Below are 15,345 nucleotides of genomic sequence, written 5' to 3'. Positions count from 1 at the left end.
CCTTTTGATTACATCTTGCTCAAGGATTAGTAAACAGATACTATTAGCAGCTAAGTTATGGATTTTAAAAAAGATAGTGATTTAACTTCGTCAAAAATTTGGCGAATAATGGGGATTTGACACGCATGCCTGCTCAAAGGAATGGATTTTCTTTAATAGAAGTTATGGTTTCTCTGGTGATTCTCACCGTAGGGTTAATTGGCATTTTTAATCTGCATATTATTTCCAAAAGAGGCAGTTTTGAATCATTTCAACAAACACAAGCCTCTTATTATGCCAACGATATGATCAACCGGATGAAATTAAACCCAAGTCAATTGGCAAATTATGCAGGAACCTATAGTGGTACTCCAACGGAGCCTTCTCCTAATTGTACTACTGCGACTTGTAATTCTGGTGAAATGCTTGCTTGGGACCTTTATGAATGGCGGGCATCTTTTAATGGCGCAGATGAAGTCGTTGGCACTCAAAATGTGGGTGGTTTGGATACAGCAACGGCTTGCGTCATAGTGAATAACAATACTGTTAATGTGATCATGTCATGGAAAGGTATACGTGAAACTTCCGATGCGGGTAATAATGAGGATTGCGGTACAGCCAATGATAGACGTCGCCTTTACTCAGTTGAAACAGTGATTATCTAAATGAATCAAAAAAATATATTAAAACAGAACCAGATAGGTATGTCGTTAGTAGAGCTAATGATTGCTATGGTAATCAGTTTGTTTCTTTCGCTGGGTATTTTTACCATGTTTAGCATGTCGTCTTCTAATGTAACGACAACCAGTCAGTTTAATCAGCTTCAAGAGAATGGTCGTATTGCATTAGCCATTTTAGAGCGTGATATTTCCCAATTGGGCTTTATGGGGGATTTAACCGGAACTGATTTTATCCTTGATGTTAATACAACTATTGAAGGTTTGGCTGCCATAACTGATTGCGAAGGCGGCGGTTTAAATAATGCTACATTACCTAATAATCAACCGTCTCATTTTAGACGCTTATGGGGATATGAACATACATCAAGTGCGACAGAGACGTTAACTTGCCTTGGCAGTGCCAATGTTAAAATTGATACTGATGTTATTCAGATTAAACGCTTTGTAGGTCCAGATATCAATATCCCTCTTGCAGCTGCTGAGCAAGGTGATATATATGTTTCTGCCAATGCCAGTGAAGCCGTATTTTATAAAGGAGCGGCTCCAGCTAAAACATTAACTAACGCTCGAGAGTGGCAATATCAGCACCACGTTTATTATGTAGCTGATGATGCCGATAGTATACCATTATTGCGAAGAGTGACGCTTACAGAAAATGGTATGACTAACCAAGAACAACTAGTTGAAGGAATTGAGAATATCCGTTTCTTATATGGCTTTGATGATGATGGTGATAGCACTCCAGATTCTTACTTAGCAGAATCTGCTGTACTATCAAATATGTGGGATAACGAATCTTTTCAGCGCTTAGTAGCTGTGAAAATTTTTATTCTAGTTCGCTCTATTCAGGCGGATAGAAGTTATACCAATGAAACAACTTATCAACTAGGGGATAAAGAGATAGCCGCTCCGAACGATAATTTTAGACGTAAAGTCATGTCAACAACCGTGGTATTGGAAAATCCAGTACTCATTCGTAATTAGGTGAAATCTTGTGATAAAAAAACAGCAAGGGGTCGTACTATTTTTTTCGCTTATAGTGTTAATTATTATGACTGTGATAGGGGTGGCACTAGCCGTTAATTCAACCCAGTCATTACGTATGGCTGGAGCGGGGGCAGAGCGAATAGAAGCTAAGGCTATTGCCGATGGCGGTTTGGCACAAGTAATTGATAATTATTCAGGAGCGCCTTTTGCCAACTTACTTACCCCAACAGAGGAAGCTGAATTTCAAGCTGCACAGGAACTTACTCCGCTACCTGAAGGAGCAGTTAAAGATGTCGCTTGTCAACGTACTTCAAGAGCTTCAGGGGCTAATTTAATTAGTTGCCGCAGAGTACAGATTACCAGCACTGTTTCATATGGACGAGCTGGCTTAGGATCTTTGACAGTCGCCTCTGGAGTCGAGCAGCAAGTACTTCCTTAGACGAATAACAACAGATTACAAAGTGTCGAGCATTATAAAGCTTATAGGGAACGAATATCATGTTTAATAAACTTTTATGTAGTACCACCATGGCATTGATTTTTATGTCGGCCATGAGCTTTGCTGACGATACTGAACTGTATTTAATTGACTCCTCGGTGAGCTCGGGTAAACGACCGCAAGTATTATTTATCTTTGATAACTCTGGCAGTATGTCAACCGAAGATCAAAATGTCGTTAGCCCTTATTGTGGTGATGCTTGTGAATACCCAGAGGCTTTTGATGACTATTTAGCAGGCTATTCAGGTTATATTAATGATAAGGGCATCTATTGGAATGCCGGCGGCATTGATAATAGTAGTAGCAGGCCAACCCCTGATTCCCCTAATGATTCTCGCCGCTTTTATGCTGATAACAATAATTGTAATACTTCAGTTTCAGTACTAGCTGAAAAAGGTCGATTTACCGGTTTTTTACGTGAGTTTAAGTCCAGCGGAAATACCGGAGAATGGACTCTGTTAGCCGAAAATAATGGTTTTAACCAAAATCAAGTGGTTGAGTGTTATGAAGATATTTATCTAAAAGATCCTAATAATCCTGGTTTTGATAAAGGCAAGGATTTCGACCCCGGCTACCCAATAGATACCAAAGAACAATATACTGATGATAGCGATGAAGATGCTCGCCAAGAGAGTCTTGACGGTAGTGCTTTTGGCACCGGAACTCCAGTGACTCTTTATACTGCACATTATCTCGTTTGGTATAAGTGGGTAACGACGACTGAGGAAGGGCAAAACAGTGGTGGAACAGGTACCCGTCTTGAGTCAGCTAAATCTGCGTTATCCTTTGCTTTGGATGAGTTAAAGTTAATTACTCCTATTGATGCGGGCTTAGCCATATTTAATTTAAACTATCCTAGTGAAGGAAATGCTGACGGCGGCAGAATAGTTTATGGCTTAAATGAAATGAATGATGTTAATCAAAGTGCTTTTATTTCATTAACTAACAGTTTGTCAGCCCAGACTAATACACCTCTTTGTGAAACTCTATATGAATCCTATCTATATCTTAGTGGTGGCCCTGTTACATTTGGTAATGATGATAACAATGGCAAGGGTAACCAGAAGATTGATGATTATGAGCCCAATACTCCGCCCAGTATTATCAGTTCGGGAAATTATACCAGCCCGTTTAAAAAATGTTCAGACACCGCATATATTATTTATATCACCGATGGTGCTCCAACATTGGACCATAATGCCGATGATGCCATAAAATCGTTAACTGATTCTGCAGTAGAAGCTGGTGACTACGGGGAGTTTAAATTCACCAACGCTAATGGTGATGATGAAACAAGTTATATGCCTGCGTTAGCATCGTATATGTATAACAATGACTTAGTTACAGGAGTTACTGATTCAACCGGTATAGACAACAAACAAAATGTGAGATTATATACCATAGGTTTTTCTGCTGGAGCTACAGCTGCAGCAGCTTTATTGGAGGAAGCTGCGCATCGCGGCGGTAATCCTAGAGTGGAGGGTGAAACCTCTTCAGGCTATATCCAAGCAGATACCGGTCTAGATTTAGCTGAAGCGTTAACCGGGGCTTTAAAATCTATTCTTGCAGTGGACTCATCATTTACATCCCCAAGTATTGCCAGTAATAACTTTGATAAAACTCAAACTTATAACTCCGCTTATTTTGCCATGTTCTTACCCGGTAAAGGTCCACGCTGGAGTGGTAATTTAAAGAAACTAAAAGTAAATTCCAGCGGTGAGATTGTTGCTCCGGGAGGCACTGCCAAAGCCATTGATGTAAATGGTAATATCGCGTCAAGCACTTGTACTTATTGGAATACTTGTTCTGGTGGTAATGTAGATGGCAATAAAGTTAATGCAGGCGGCGTTCTACCAGTATTAAGAGATAAGTTAACGGAAAGGAAGATTTATACTAACAGTGGTACTGCTTTAATTGATATCGATGACAGTAGTTTTGTGGCAAATCACTCCCAGGATACTCTTAATTGGCTATACGGCGTTGATGTGGACAACGATAATAACGATGACAGCAATAATGATGCTCGAGAAGATATTATGGGCGATCCGCTGCACTCTAAGCCATTAGCGATAAATTATGGCGCGGATGCTGATAACCTTGATGTGCGGATTTTAGTTGGGACTAATCAGGGCTTGGTGCATATGTTTAAAGATTCAGATGAAGGCAGTGATGATTATGACATTGGCTCTGTATCTGAAACTTGGGCATTTATGCCACAAGAGCTATGGTCTAATGTTCAAACGTTAAGAGAAAACCCTCAAACGGGTACACATAGTGTGTATGGGATGGATTTATCACCGGTTGCTTATACTGAAACAGATGACAATGGCAAAGTTAGCAAAGCTTGGGCTTATTTGGGAATGCGCCGTGGCGGCAGCTCTTACTATGCTTTGGATATAACCAATCCAAATGCGCCAAGTTTTAAATGGGTGATTAATTCGGACACTGAAGAATTCGAAGATCTTGGTCAGTCTTGGTCAGAACCAGTTATTACTTCAATACCTGGTGAACCTGGGCCAGTTTTGATTCTTGGCGGTGGCATGGCTTCATCAGAAGGAACTGGGGCAGGGGTCTATTTTGTCAATGCAGATACTGGGGAATATATTCATCATTTCACTGACTCAGGTATGTCAAGTGTGCCTAACAAGGTCGCGATATTAGACAGTGATAATGATGGAATAACAGATAGAGTTTATGCCACAGATATCAGTGGCAATGTTTGGCGAATGGATTTAGCTGGAAATTCAACTTCTGACTGGTCGATATTTAAGTTTGCATCAATTTCAACGGACTCGGCACCAGACAACCGGATGTTTTTTGTTGAACCAACAGTTGCACAAACCCAATTTAACAACATTCATAGTGAAAGCGGCGTCAAGAGTTATCAAACCATTCCTTATGATGCAGTTACCGTAGGAACAGGTAATAGAACCAAACCTACAAGTAGTACGACTAATGATATGTTCTTTGTTTTCCAAGATAGAAATATCAACACTAAACAATTTACATCAAGTGATAAACCCGCTGCTTTAACAATTTCTGACTTGTATAATGTCACAGATGCTGCACCAACAAATGAAGCGGATAATATCAGTTTTGGTGCCAAAAGAGGCTGGCTTTATAACCTGGGAATGGACGGTGAAAAAAGCCTTTCATCATCATTAATATTTGATGGGAAAGTGTATTTCACTTCGTTTGTGCCTCCAGCGGGTCAAAGCGTTGATCTTGATGCTGGTGTATGTGGTGTTTCTGGTCAAGGCCGTTTATATGTATTTGATTTACATAAAGGTACAAGAAGTTATAGCGAATTGTATTTTGAACTGGGTGAACGAGTGCCTGACACACCTCAAATCGTCATACCTAAACCGGCAGAAGGCGAAGAGCCTATTGCTTACATAATCGGGGTTGGCAAAGGTGAATGTGTTGGGGCTGATTGTAAAGGCACATTAGCACTTGGAAGTGGTCTAACAACCAACAGAATATATTACCATTTAAACGAGAATAATTAGAAATGCACAAGCAGCAAGGTTTTACATTAATAGAAGTAATGATCACAGTTGTTATCGTTGGCATATTAGCATCTATTGCATATCCATCTTATACCAGCTTTATAACCAAAAGCGGCCGCTCTGAAGGGGTTGCTGCAGTTATGCGAGTGGCGAACTTGCAAGAGCAATTTTATTTTGACAATCGCGCTTACGCTACAGATATGACTAAGCTAGGCTTAGGGGCTAATCCATTCATTTCTGAAAGTGGCTATTATAGCGTTGCTTCTACTGGTACCGATAATTTTACCATTACAGCAACTGCGAAAGGTCGACAAGCGACCCTTGATTCAACTTGTACAACGATTACCTTAACAAGCGCAGGTGTTAAAGGTCCGTCTTCGGAGTGTTGGAAATGATAAAGGTTATTACGACGACTTTCTGTATGTTATCTATGTTGGCAGTAAGCCCTGTATGGGCAGCTAAGCAAGATTATAAATGTTTTATTACTAGCTCCACTAAAGGTGATGAAGTAGTGTTTTATCGCTGGAATACTAAAGACGATATAAAATTGAAAGCTGGTGGGCTAATTGGTAAACAACGTGCCGATCGTAAAGGTAAAAAGTATTTTATTAAGGACGTTCAAGAGTGTGTTGCATTAGGGCAGGATTTTGTTAGCGAAAAAGCACAAGCTGTTGATAAAAAGACATTAAGGTAAGTTCTTCGATTCGTAAAAACCTAGAATGATTCTAGGTTTTTACTTTTTAGCGTCTATAAATATTTGTAACAAACAGATTTAATTTACGAACATGATAGGCCGTCATCGCCATAAGAGATTAGGCCGCTAGTACTAACATTAACGCTTTTGGAGTCTACGTCATTACCACCTGGACAATATATGATGTTGCCGCTACCGCTACTCACCATTCCTTCAGATGTGAACGAAAGCATTAATGCTGAACCTTTAACTTTATCTTGACTATTGAAGTTATCAATTGCCCTTAACTCATGATCACCATCAGCATTGTTAATAAAAACGCGAATACCGTTACTCCAATCTGTGGTCGCACCACAAGACGTTGCACTAGCGAAAGGGCAAACGTTTACGGTAGCGCCATAACTGACTGCTTGATTTCGAGCAAAAGCAACGATGTTATGAATTTTGTCGACATTATTGTTTACTCTTACCCCTTCATAAACTGATATTAATGAGGGTACACCGACGGTTAATAGTATTGCCGCGACTGCTATTGTGACCATTAGCTCGATAAGCGTAAATCCATTTCGAAATCTAAACATGATTATTATCCTTGTTACTCATTGATTTAGTATAAGTGAGAATCTAATCAATTTCAGTAACTAAAGGGTTATCAATATTAAATAATTCGTAGTTAACCGGCTAAACCTTACAGGATAGCTATTAGTTTAATTAATGGTACATTGAATGTTTTTCTTAGTTGAATATCTTGCTCGTCCAGCTTGATTAATGACAATGGCTTGGGAGTAGGGACTATCATTAACTTCAGGACAATAAGTTAACGTACCGTTAGTGCCTGAGGCGAGTCCATCGGGCAGAAATCGAACCGCTTTACGGTTATATTGAATAATATCATCGCCATGGAAAGGGTTTATTTGTTTGAGAATGGTATCTTCAGCGTCAAGTTGATTTGATTTACCTGTATCTAGAAAGATGGCATATCCAGCTTGCCAGTCGGTGCTGCATTTGCCATCGTTTAATGGGCACACAGTGACTCTTACCCCATAGTTAATGGCCATGTTTCGCGCAAATTGCAATGAGTGCTGAATGGTGCTGATATTACTTTTAGCTCTAATTTGAAGTTGAACTGATTTTAAGGCAGGTACACCAATGGCCAATAATATGCTTGCAACAGTTACTGTTGTCATTAACTCGACTAAAGTAAAGCCACGACGATAATAGTGAATATTCATATCTAACAATCCTTGTTTATTTAGTGCTGCATCCTGCAGCGCATATTGAGTATAGACAGGGATTGATTTATTGCACGAAAAGCACGTTTTAAAATTAACGTAAAATAGCTACAGAAACTTAAAGCGCTTTAGCGTAGTATAATAAATAGTATTGTATTTTAACGATAAAGCTTAAAATCTATTAACTCGTAGATTAGCTTATATACCATATTGCCTGTGAATGGAGTGGATAAATGAAAAAAGTAGAAGCCGTTATTAAACCTTTTAAGTTAGATGATGTGCGTGAAACATTAGCTGAAATAGGTATAACAGGCATGACGGTTTCTGAAGTGAAAGGCTTTGGGCGTCAAAAAGGTCACACTGAATTATATCGTGGTGCTGAATATATGGTCGATTTTTTACCGAAAGTAAAAATCGAACTTGTTATTCAAGATGAGCAATTAGAGCAAGCTATCGAAGTGATTGTTGATACTGCTCGTACAGGTAAAATCGGCGATGGCAAAATATTCGTAACCGATATTGAACGTGTTATTCGTATCCGTACTGGCGAAGAAAACGAAGACGCTGTTTAATCTAAAAATAGATTAAATTAAAAAAGCCTCAATAAATTATTTATTGAGGCTTTTTTATTTGGGATAAATTATAAGCTCACGATAGCCATCATGGTTTGCTTGATGAGTCCCGAATAACTGGCTTTGGCGTAAATACCATAGACTTTCTATTAGTGGTTTCTTTGCTGTTAGCGATTAACAGTTCAGTGGCGACTTTGGCTATTTGCACGTTAGGTTGGTGCACTGTGGTTAATTTGGGCCACGTCTGACGGGAGAAGGGGCTATCCTCAAATCCTACAATGGATAAATCTTTTGGTATATCAAGCCCAGCTAAACGCGCAGCAAATAAAGCTCCAGCTGCAATTTCATCGTTACAGGCGACGATTGCCGTTGGTCGTTTGGTTAAGTTAATCAGTTTATTAGCACCTTCTACCCCAGATTCGAAAGAGTATTTACCATCCAAAACCCAGCTGTTATTCACTTTAAGATCATTGTGCTCAAGGGCATGTTTATATCCAGCTAAACGCTCTTTGGTTGATTCATGTTGCTGATCGCCACTTAAAAATCCAATGTCACTATGACCCATATCGATTAAGTGCTGGGTAATTTCTAAAGCGCCATGTTTATCATCAACCAACACTGTTAGGCCATGTTGATCATCTGATGTATCCCCAGCGATAATACGTACATAATTAGCATCAATGTCATTTAGGGCTTTAAGTATTTTTGGGTCTTCTGACATCGGCGGGGTGAGCACTAAACCCGATAGCCGAGAGTGTTTGACCATTTTGGTTAGTTCATCACAAATCGTGTCAGAGGTAGCATTACAAGGGTGAATAAGTAACTCGTAACCTTTATCTTGGCAGGCAGAAAGAATACCGTTTTGCATATCAATAATATAATAAGCATTGGGATTATCATAAATAAAACCAATGACATAGGATTTAGTGCTTGCTAGATTTCTGGCCGCTAAGTTAGGTTGATAATTTAGCTCATTAATTGCTGCATTGACCTTGTCGACTGTGGTTTGTCTGACTGAAGATTCGTTATTGGTGACCCGTGATACGGTTTTAATTGATACGCCAGCATGTTTGGCAACATCATTTATGGTTACTTTCATTATTTGTTAGCTCTTAAACTCAGGCGATGAACTTAGCATTGCATTTTTTATTGATAACAATCATCCCCAAATGAAGGTTATCAATATTGTAGGTATAAACAAAAGCTAAGCCGATTTATCTCTAATAGTGCTGATTTTTATCCGAATAGGCAATCTCGAATTACTTTTCTGGTTGGATGAGTTCAGTTTAAAGTCAATTTGTTCTTAATTTGATACAAACATTAACAGCATCTAATCTACTGATTTTTAATGTTTAATAATATTTATTTCTGTTTTGTACAATCAGATTTCGCACATTTTATCCGCTATAAAGTTATTTTGTTGTGGCAAGACTGTTAAATATTGTGTAATGTTTGCTCTAGACATGACAGCGTTGTCATTCCGGTTGGAATGGTTATGTATCCAAAAACGATAATAAAGTTATGGAAGGGAAATGAAGATGCGACCTATTAATTTTAAGAAAAATGTTTTAGCAACTAACATTGCTATCCTACTTGGCAGTATGGTTTCAGTTGCTGCGTTTGCAGCAGATGCTGAAACTGCAGAAGAAAATATCGAAAAAATTGAAGTAAAAGGCATGCGTGCCTCGATGAAGGCTTCAGTTAATGATAAACGTTTTTCTAACTCTGTAGTTGATGCGGTAACGGCTGAAGATATTGGTAAATTTCCTGATGGTGACGTGGGTGAGTCATTAGGGCGTATACCAGGTGTGGCTGTGAGCCGTCAATTTGGTCAAGGCCAAGGTGTTTCGATTCGTGGTGCTTCTAGCAGCTTGACTCGTACATTATTAAACGGCCATTCAGTTGCATCTACCGGTTGGTACGATCAACAGTCAATTGACAGAAGCTTTAACTACAGCTTACTTCCGTCAGAAATGGTCGGTGGAATTGAAGTATATAAATCGTCTCAGGCTGATTTACCTGAAGGTGGTGTTGGCGGTACTGTTATCGTTAAAACCCGTAAGCCATTAGATTTAGATGCCAACACGGTATTCCTTAGCGCTAAAGGTGACTACGGTACAATTTCAGAAGAAACAGATCCTGAATTATCAGGTTTATACAGCTGGAAAAATGAAGACGAAAACTTTGGCTTCTTAATTTCTGCTGCAGGTTCAGAAACCACTTATCAACGCAATGGTATTGAGTCATTAGTCGGCTGGGGCGATATTGTTCCTACTACCTTTGAGCAAGAACGTGAACGTACTGCTATTAACGGTTCATTCCAATACAGCCCAACAGATAATTTAAATTTCGGTTTAGACATTATGAGTCTGGACATGAAAGCGAACAACGCAAATACCTCATTATTTGTGATGTTCCCAGATGATAAAGACGAAGCGTGTGAACAACGTAATTCTTTAGGCACTTGTACTTTCTATCGCCGTGATGGTAATGGTGAAAACCCAGGTTGGGCACAAACTTGGGCGCGCCAAGCTAGCATGGACTCAAATACTTACGACTTCAATTTCGATTACGAAAATGACGTGTTTAAAGTTGAAGGTCGTGTGGGTAATACCAAGTCTGAAGGTGGTACAGATTTAACTTCTAACTATGGTTTCTGGTTAGGTACAGCAGCGGATTACGCCGGTACTTACGATGCAACTGGCAAAGTCATTAAAATTGATGTGGCTAACAAGAACTTCACCGCAGATGATTTTGCTGGGCAATTATCGCCAGCGGGTTGGGCACTTAAAAAGCAGCCAAATTCAGATGAAGAAACTTACGCACAATTAGACTTTACCATCCCAACTGATTTAGGTGCGATTACCTCATTCAAAACCGGTGTTCGTTATGCCGATCATGATGTCAGCATGCTATCAATACCTGCTAACGTTAAATCAGATATTGCACAAAAAGATGCATCAGCCTACTACAATGGCCAAATCTCGTCGGGTGCTGGTTATACTTTACCTAAGCCTGATATGGATGCCATGTTACGTGATGCTAAAGCTGCTATTGATGGTTTTGCTACCGAAGGTCTTGTCTATGGTGCAGGTTACGGCACCATTAATGAAGAAAACTTGTCTTTATATTTAATGGCTAATTTTGAAGCTGACGGTATGCGCGGTAACTTCGGTTTACGTTATATCTCAACTGACGCATCATCTGATTACTTCGCGCTGCAAGCAGACGGGAATTATGCTGATGACTTGAGCACTAAAGATGCAAGTTACAGCGACGTATTGCCAAGTATCAACGTTGCATTCGATGTGGCGCCAGATGTCATTATCCGTACTTCTGCATCACAAGTGATTTCACGCCCTAACTATGCTGATATGTTTGCTTCATCAGCTTTAGTGGGTTACCAAGATGACGTTGCAGGAAACGAAGTGGTTAATACCGGTAATATTGCCCTTGAACCGTTTAAAGCGACTCAAGCTGATTTAGGTGTTGAATGGTACTTCAGCCCAGACGGTTTAATGGGTGTATCTTACTTTATTAAAGATGTTAGCTCGTTTGTTACCTCTGAACAAAAGTTAGATCAAAGCATTGGTATTATTGACCCTGTTTCAGGTGAAGATAGCTGGACTGTATCAACGAAGAAAAACGGTACTGGCGGTCAAATCCAAGGTGTTGAACTGCAAATCCAAGACGGTTTTGACAACGGCTTTGGTTACTCAGCCAACTACACTTTTGCTGATTCAGATGCAGCAGCTGAAAACTACCCTGATGAAGTTAGCGTATTCTCAGACTCTTCTAAGCACACTGTTAACTTAGTCGGTTACTACGAGATGGATGACTTCTCAGCGCGTGTTGCTTATAACTGGCGTAGCGAATACATGATGCGTGAGTTACCAGGTTTCTACGGTAACCGTGAACATCAAGACTTCGGTACACTTGATTTAAGTGCTAACTACAACATCACTGAATACTTAGGTATCACGTTTGAAGTAGTTAACTTACTTGAAGAAGACAGTGTTCAATTAGGTGTAGCACCTGATGATGCTGAAGTTAAGCCTGAGCTAAAAGGTGGTTACCCAGCATGGAGCTTTGAAGGTGAAGCACGTTATAAGTTAGGTTTAAATTTACGTTTCTAATCTGATTTAGATGCATAAAAAGCCTAGCACTTGCTAGGCTTTTTGATTTTAACTTACCTGTGGTAAACACGGTTAAAATCAAATTAACGACTTATCTACAGTTAACAGTTAAGAGGCGTAATATGAAGGTGCAGAAGATTGTTATTATCGGTGGTGGCACAGCTGGTTGGCTTGCTGCAAATCATATTGGTAAGGCGGTGCAATCATTAGCCGATGTGTCGGTTACGTTAATCGAGTCTCCTGATATCCCGCCCATTGGTGTTGGTGAAGGCACAGTCCCTGCGATTAGGCAGTCATTACAAAGCTTTGGCATAAGCGAAACCGAGTTTATTCAGCAGTGTGATGTGAGCTTCAAGCAGTCTATCCAATTTCGAAACTGGCTCGATAAAACTAAACATGGCGCTGATAATCGTTATCATCACTTATTTGATGTACCAAGCCCATTAGGCGATGACTTAAGCGCCTTTTGGCACCAAACTGCCACTGAGGATATGCCCTTTAGTGCAATGGTTTCACCTCAGCATTATATTTGTGAGGCGTTAAAGGCTCCTAAAGCCATCACTACCCCAGAATACGCTGGCTCTGTTAGCTATGCTTATCATTTAAATGCCGCAAAATTTGCTAAATTATTAGCCACTAACGCCACAAGCAAATACGCCGTTGAACATATCAAAGCTAATGTATTGGATGCCGCAATCGATGATGTAGGCAATATCAGCCGTTTAAAAACCGATAAGCTCGGCGAGTTGGCCTTTGACTTTTATATTGATTGCAGTGGCTTTGAGTCCATTTTGTTAGCCAAAAAGCTTAACGTCGGCTTTGTGAATAAATCCCATCAGTTATTGGTGAATAAAGCCATTGTTGCGCAAGTGCCTACCGATATTACAGCAGCGATTGCCCCTTTTACTATTGCCACCGCGCATCAAGCAGGCTGGATTTGGGATATCGCTTTGCCAGAGCGCCGTGGTACTGGCTTTGTGTATTCAGATAACCACATGACAAGCGCACAAGCTGAGCAAAAGTTTAACCGTTATTTAGGCGGAAAACTTGATCAGTTACAACACCGTCAAATCCCCATGAAAGTTGGATACCGCGAACAGTTTTGGGCAAAAAACTGCGTTGCATTAGGCTTAGCCCAAGGCTTTTTAGAGCCAATAGAGGCTACCTCAATATTATTAACTGACTTTGCCGCAGGTTACTTAGCTAAGCGACTACCGCAGACACTGGCGCAAATGCCAGCTTTGTCTGAGCGTTTTAATCACACCATAGGTTACGCGTGGGAGCGGGTGGTAGAGTTTGCCAAGTTGCATTATTGCATCTCAGATAGGACTGACAGTGATTTTTGGTTAGATAACCAAAAGCCTGAAACGATACCTGAATCCTTGCAACAAAAATTGCAATTATGGCAAAGCTTTAGTCCGATAACCGATGATCTATTCTCACGCTATGAAGTGTTCAATATTGATAATTATCTGTATGTTTTATACGGGATGCACTACCAAACCAAAAACCAGCCGCTCGACACTGTGTATCTTAAAAGTGCCCAGCAGCAGGCAAACAAAATACAGCAAATAGGCCACAAGCTGGCGCTAGAGTTACCAGAGCATCGAGCACTGCTTGATAAAATTAACCGCTACGGTTTACAAAAGGTTTAGCCGCAGGATTGCTAAGCTTAAACCCCAGTTGAATAAAATTTATACTTTTAGATGAAAGTTGGCACGATTTAGGTGAAATATCAGCGAATAGCTAGTGGTACTTTATTGCTTGATACGGTAACGTAAGCTGCAGATTGAATGATAGTGGGCTTTATAATAAGTCACCAGCTAAAGATTTTGGGATTTTTTATTTTAATCTACTAACAAAAGTTTACAACAAAAGGGATTTGAATCCCTATTTTTATGTATATCATTATTGATTAGAAGCGCCTGAAGGAGCCAAGATGTCTAACCAAATTACGTTACTTGAACACGCAAAGCACGGTGATTTAAAAATTACCGCAACTAATTTTGATCACGTTGCAGATCAACATATTGTTCCAGTAACTTTGCATGAGATTGCTCGTGCAGCTACAGAATACCCAATTGTATTCGTTAAAAACACTGATAGCGGTGAATTCCAAGCTGTTGCTATGTTAGGTCTTAAGCCTGGTCAAAACTTGAGTATCAAAGACGGCAAATGGCAGGGGCTTTATATCCCAGCTGTTGTTCGTGACTATCCACTAGGATTAGTACTTAACCCAGAAGTAAAAGACAAAGTATGGATTGGTATTCGCGAGTCAGCTGCTGAAGTAAGCAAGACTGAAGGCCAAGCATTATTTGAAGGTGAGCAAGAGTCTGCTTACCTAGAAAACCGCAAAAAAGCCTTAATCGCGCATTTTGAGCAAGATCAAGCAAGCCGCAATATTCTTGGTTTCTTGGCTGAAAAAGAGTTACTAACAACTCAAACATTGACTGTTGATGTAGCGGGTGAGAAGCGCAACATCAATGGCTTATACTTAATTGATGAAGCTAAATTAAATGAGTTATCTGATGAAGATTACTTAGAGCTTAGAAAACGCGGCTTACTAGGTCCTATCTACGGTCATTTAGCATCGTTAAACCAAGTTAACCGTCTAGCGCGCACTGAGATCATGGCTAAAGCTTAATCTTATTGCATCGCCCTATTAAGGCATTATTCCTTTATTGGAATAATGCCTTTTTTATTAGTGGCTTATCTAGCATAAGCGCCTTCAGCTTAAAGCCTTTCACTTCTTTCAATCCTGTCTTTGCCACTAGATGGCAATATTCTTGATTATCGCTAAGCCAATTAAGCTTATTTTAAGCAATTAAGTCACTGTTATTACTTGTTATTAATGTCGCTTGTTGCGGGTGTGTATCAAAATATAAAATAAATGTAGAAATCTGGTTCTATATTCGGTAGATTATCAAATGACAGCGTTGTCATTGCTTGTGTGAGAATCGTTGTTTTAAGGTCGACATGGATAATTTATAGGTCCCTATTATCCATGCCTTAATGCTATTTCGGTCGGGCGAAATAGCATTAATTTATACTTTTAGT

Annotated in this window: 13 protein-coding genes; 10 read left to right on the top strand and 3 right to left on the bottom strand. The window is 39.8% G+C overall.

Annotated elements, in window-relative coordinates; genetic code table 11:
• The first annotated feature begins 125 nt into the window (after positions 1 to 125).
• Genes pilV through BM739_RS17550 form a run of 6 tightly spaced genes read left to right on the top strand, consistent with a single transcriptional unit; the run spans position 126 to position 6,348 of the window.
• Positions 126 to 644, top strand: coding sequence for a type IV pilus modification protein PilV (gene pilV, locus BM739_RS17575; protein WP_076542954.1), 519 nt, complete (start codon positions 126 to 128; stop codon positions 642 to 644).
• On the top strand, positions 645 to 1,643 hold the full coding sequence (locus BM739_RS17570) for a PilW family protein (protein ID WP_076542953.1): 999 nt from the start codon (positions 645 to 647) through the stop codon (positions 1,641 to 1,643).
• 13 nt (positions 1,644 to 1,656) lie between these two features.
• Positions 1,657 to 2,085: a PilX N-terminal domain-containing pilus assembly protein gene (locus tag BM739_RS17565; RefSeq protein WP_076542976.1), complete on the top strand. Its 429-nt coding sequence runs from the start codon at positions 1,657 to 1,659 to the stop codon at positions 2,083 to 2,085.
• A gap of 59 nt (positions 2,086 to 2,144) precedes the next feature.
• Positions 2,145 to 5,654, top strand: a complete 3,510-nt coding sequence (locus tag BM739_RS17560; RefSeq protein WP_076542952.1) for a pilus assembly protein — start codon at positions 2,145 to 2,147, stop codon at positions 5,652 to 5,654.
• Positions 5,655 to 5,656: 2 nt separating this feature from the next.
• Positions 5,657 to 6,049, top strand: a complete 393-nt coding sequence (locus tag BM739_RS17555; RefSeq protein WP_076542951.1) for a type IV pilin protein — start codon at positions 5,657 to 5,659, stop codon at positions 6,047 to 6,049.
• Positions 6,046 to 6,348, top strand: coding sequence for a TapY2 family type IVa secretion system protein (locus BM739_RS17550; protein ID WP_076542950.1), 303 nt, complete (start codon positions 6,046 to 6,048; stop codon positions 6,346 to 6,348). The genes BM739_RS17555 and BM739_RS17550 overlap by 4 nt, the downstream gene beginning before the upstream one ends.
• A gap of 83 nt (positions 6,349 to 6,431) precedes the next feature.
• Here BM739_RS17550 and BM739_RS17545 read toward each other — a convergent pair whose 3' ends face one another.
• Together BM739_RS17545 and BM739_RS17540 are read right to left on the bottom strand one after the other, a co-directional pair.
• Positions 6,432 to 6,929: a GspH/FimT family pseudopilin gene (locus tag BM739_RS17545; RefSeq protein WP_076542949.1), complete on the bottom strand. Its 498-nt coding sequence runs from the start codon at positions 6,927 to 6,929 to the stop codon at positions 6,432 to 6,434.
• 126 nt (positions 6,930 to 7,055) lie between these two features.
• Positions 7,056 to 7,580, bottom strand: coding sequence for a GspH/FimT family pseudopilin (locus BM739_RS17540; RefSeq protein WP_076542948.1), 525 nt, complete (start codon positions 7,578 to 7,580; stop codon positions 7,056 to 7,058).
• A gap of 233 nt (positions 7,581 to 7,813) precedes the next feature.
• On the opposite strand from BM739_RS17540, the gene BM739_RS17535 reads away from it, so the two are divergent.
• Positions 7,814 to 8,152, top strand: a complete 339-nt coding sequence (locus BM739_RS17535) for a P-II family nitrogen regulator (RefSeq protein WP_076542947.1) — start codon at positions 7,814 to 7,816, stop codon at positions 8,150 to 8,152.
• 88 nt (positions 8,153 to 8,240) lie between these two features.
• Here the strand turns inward: BM739_RS17535 and BM739_RS17530 are convergent, their stop codons facing one another.
• On the bottom strand, positions 8,241 to 9,251 hold the full coding sequence (locus BM739_RS17530; RefSeq protein WP_076542946.1) for a LacI family DNA-binding transcriptional regulator: 1,011 nt from the start codon (positions 9,249 to 9,251) through the stop codon (positions 8,241 to 8,243).
• A gap of 439 nt (positions 9,252 to 9,690) precedes the next feature.
• On the opposite strand from BM739_RS17530, the gene BM739_RS17525 reads away from it, so the two are divergent.
• From BM739_RS17525 to BM739_RS17515, 3 genes are all read left to right on the top strand, one after another.
• Positions 9,691 to 12,288: a TonB-dependent receptor gene (locus tag BM739_RS17525; RefSeq protein ID WP_076542945.1), complete on the top strand. Its 2,598-nt coding sequence runs from the start codon at positions 9,691 to 9,693 to the stop codon at positions 12,286 to 12,288.
• A 122-nt stretch (positions 12,289 to 12,410) separates the two neighbouring features.
• Entirely contained in the window at positions 12,411 to 13,943 is a 1,533-nt protein-coding gene (locus BM739_RS17520; protein WP_076542944.1) for a tryptophan halogenase family protein, read from the top strand.
• Between the two features lie 284 nt (positions 13,944 to 14,227).
• Positions 14,228 to 14,932 carry a SapC family protein gene (locus tag BM739_RS17515; protein WP_076542943.1) on the top strand — a complete coding sequence of 235 codons (705 nt, stop codon included), beginning with the start codon at positions 14,228 to 14,230 and terminating at the stop codon, positions 14,930 to 14,932.
• Positions 14,933 to 15,345: the final 413 nt, after the last annotated feature.

The sequence above is a fragment of the Shewanella sp. UCD-KL21 genome (assembly GCF_001957135.1).
Taxonomy (GTDB): domain Bacteria; phylum Pseudomonadota; class Gammaproteobacteria; order Enterobacterales; family Shewanellaceae; genus Shewanella.
Note: the sequence above shows the minus strand (reverse complement) of the source record. Positions and strands in the feature narration are given on the sequence as shown.

Excerpts from the sequence above, each read along its gene's own strand:
- pilV (WP_076542954.1), top strand. The coding sequence starts at position 126 with ATGCCTGCTCAAAGGAATGGATTTTCTTTAATAGAAGTTATGGTTTCT.
- BM739_RS17540 (WP_076542948.1), bottom strand. The coding sequence starts at position 7,580 with ATGAATATTCACTATTATCGTCGTGGCTTTACTTTAGTCGAGTTAATG.
- BM739_RS17555 (WP_076542951.1), top strand. The coding sequence starts at position 5,657 with ATGCACAAGCAGCAAGGTTTTACATTAATAGAAGTAATGATCACAGTT.
- BM739_RS17525 (WP_076542945.1), top strand. The coding sequence starts at position 9,691 with ATGCGACCTATTAATTTTAAGAAAAATGTTTTAGCAACTAACATTGCT.
- BM739_RS17535 (WP_076542947.1), top strand. The coding sequence starts at position 7,814 with ATGAAAAAAGTAGAAGCCGTTATTAAACCTTTTAAGTTAGATGATGTG.
- BM739_RS17530 (WP_076542946.1), bottom strand. The coding sequence starts at position 9,251 with ATGAAAGTAACCATAAATGATGTTGCCAAACATGCTGGCGTATCAATT.
- BM739_RS17520 (WP_076542944.1), top strand. The coding sequence starts at position 12,411 with ATGAAGGTGCAGAAGATTGTTATTATCGGTGGTGGCACAGCTGGTTGG.
- BM739_RS17545 (WP_076542949.1), bottom strand. The coding sequence starts at position 6,929 with ATGTTTAGATTTCGAAATGGATTTACGCTTATCGAGCTAATGGTCACA.
- BM739_RS17515 (WP_076542943.1), top strand. The coding sequence starts at position 14,228 with ATGTCTAACCAAATTACGTTACTTGAACACGCAAAGCACGGTGATTTA.
- BM739_RS17570 (WP_076542953.1), top strand. The coding sequence starts at position 645 with ATGAATCAAAAAAATATATTAAAACAGAACCAGATAGGTATGTCGTTA.
- BM739_RS17550 (WP_076542950.1), top strand. The coding sequence starts at position 6,046 with ATGATAAAGGTTATTACGACGACTTTCTGTATGTTATCTATGTTGGCA.
- BM739_RS17560 (WP_076542952.1), top strand. The coding sequence starts at position 2,145 with ATGTTTAATAAACTTTTATGTAGTACCACCATGGCATTGATTTTTATG.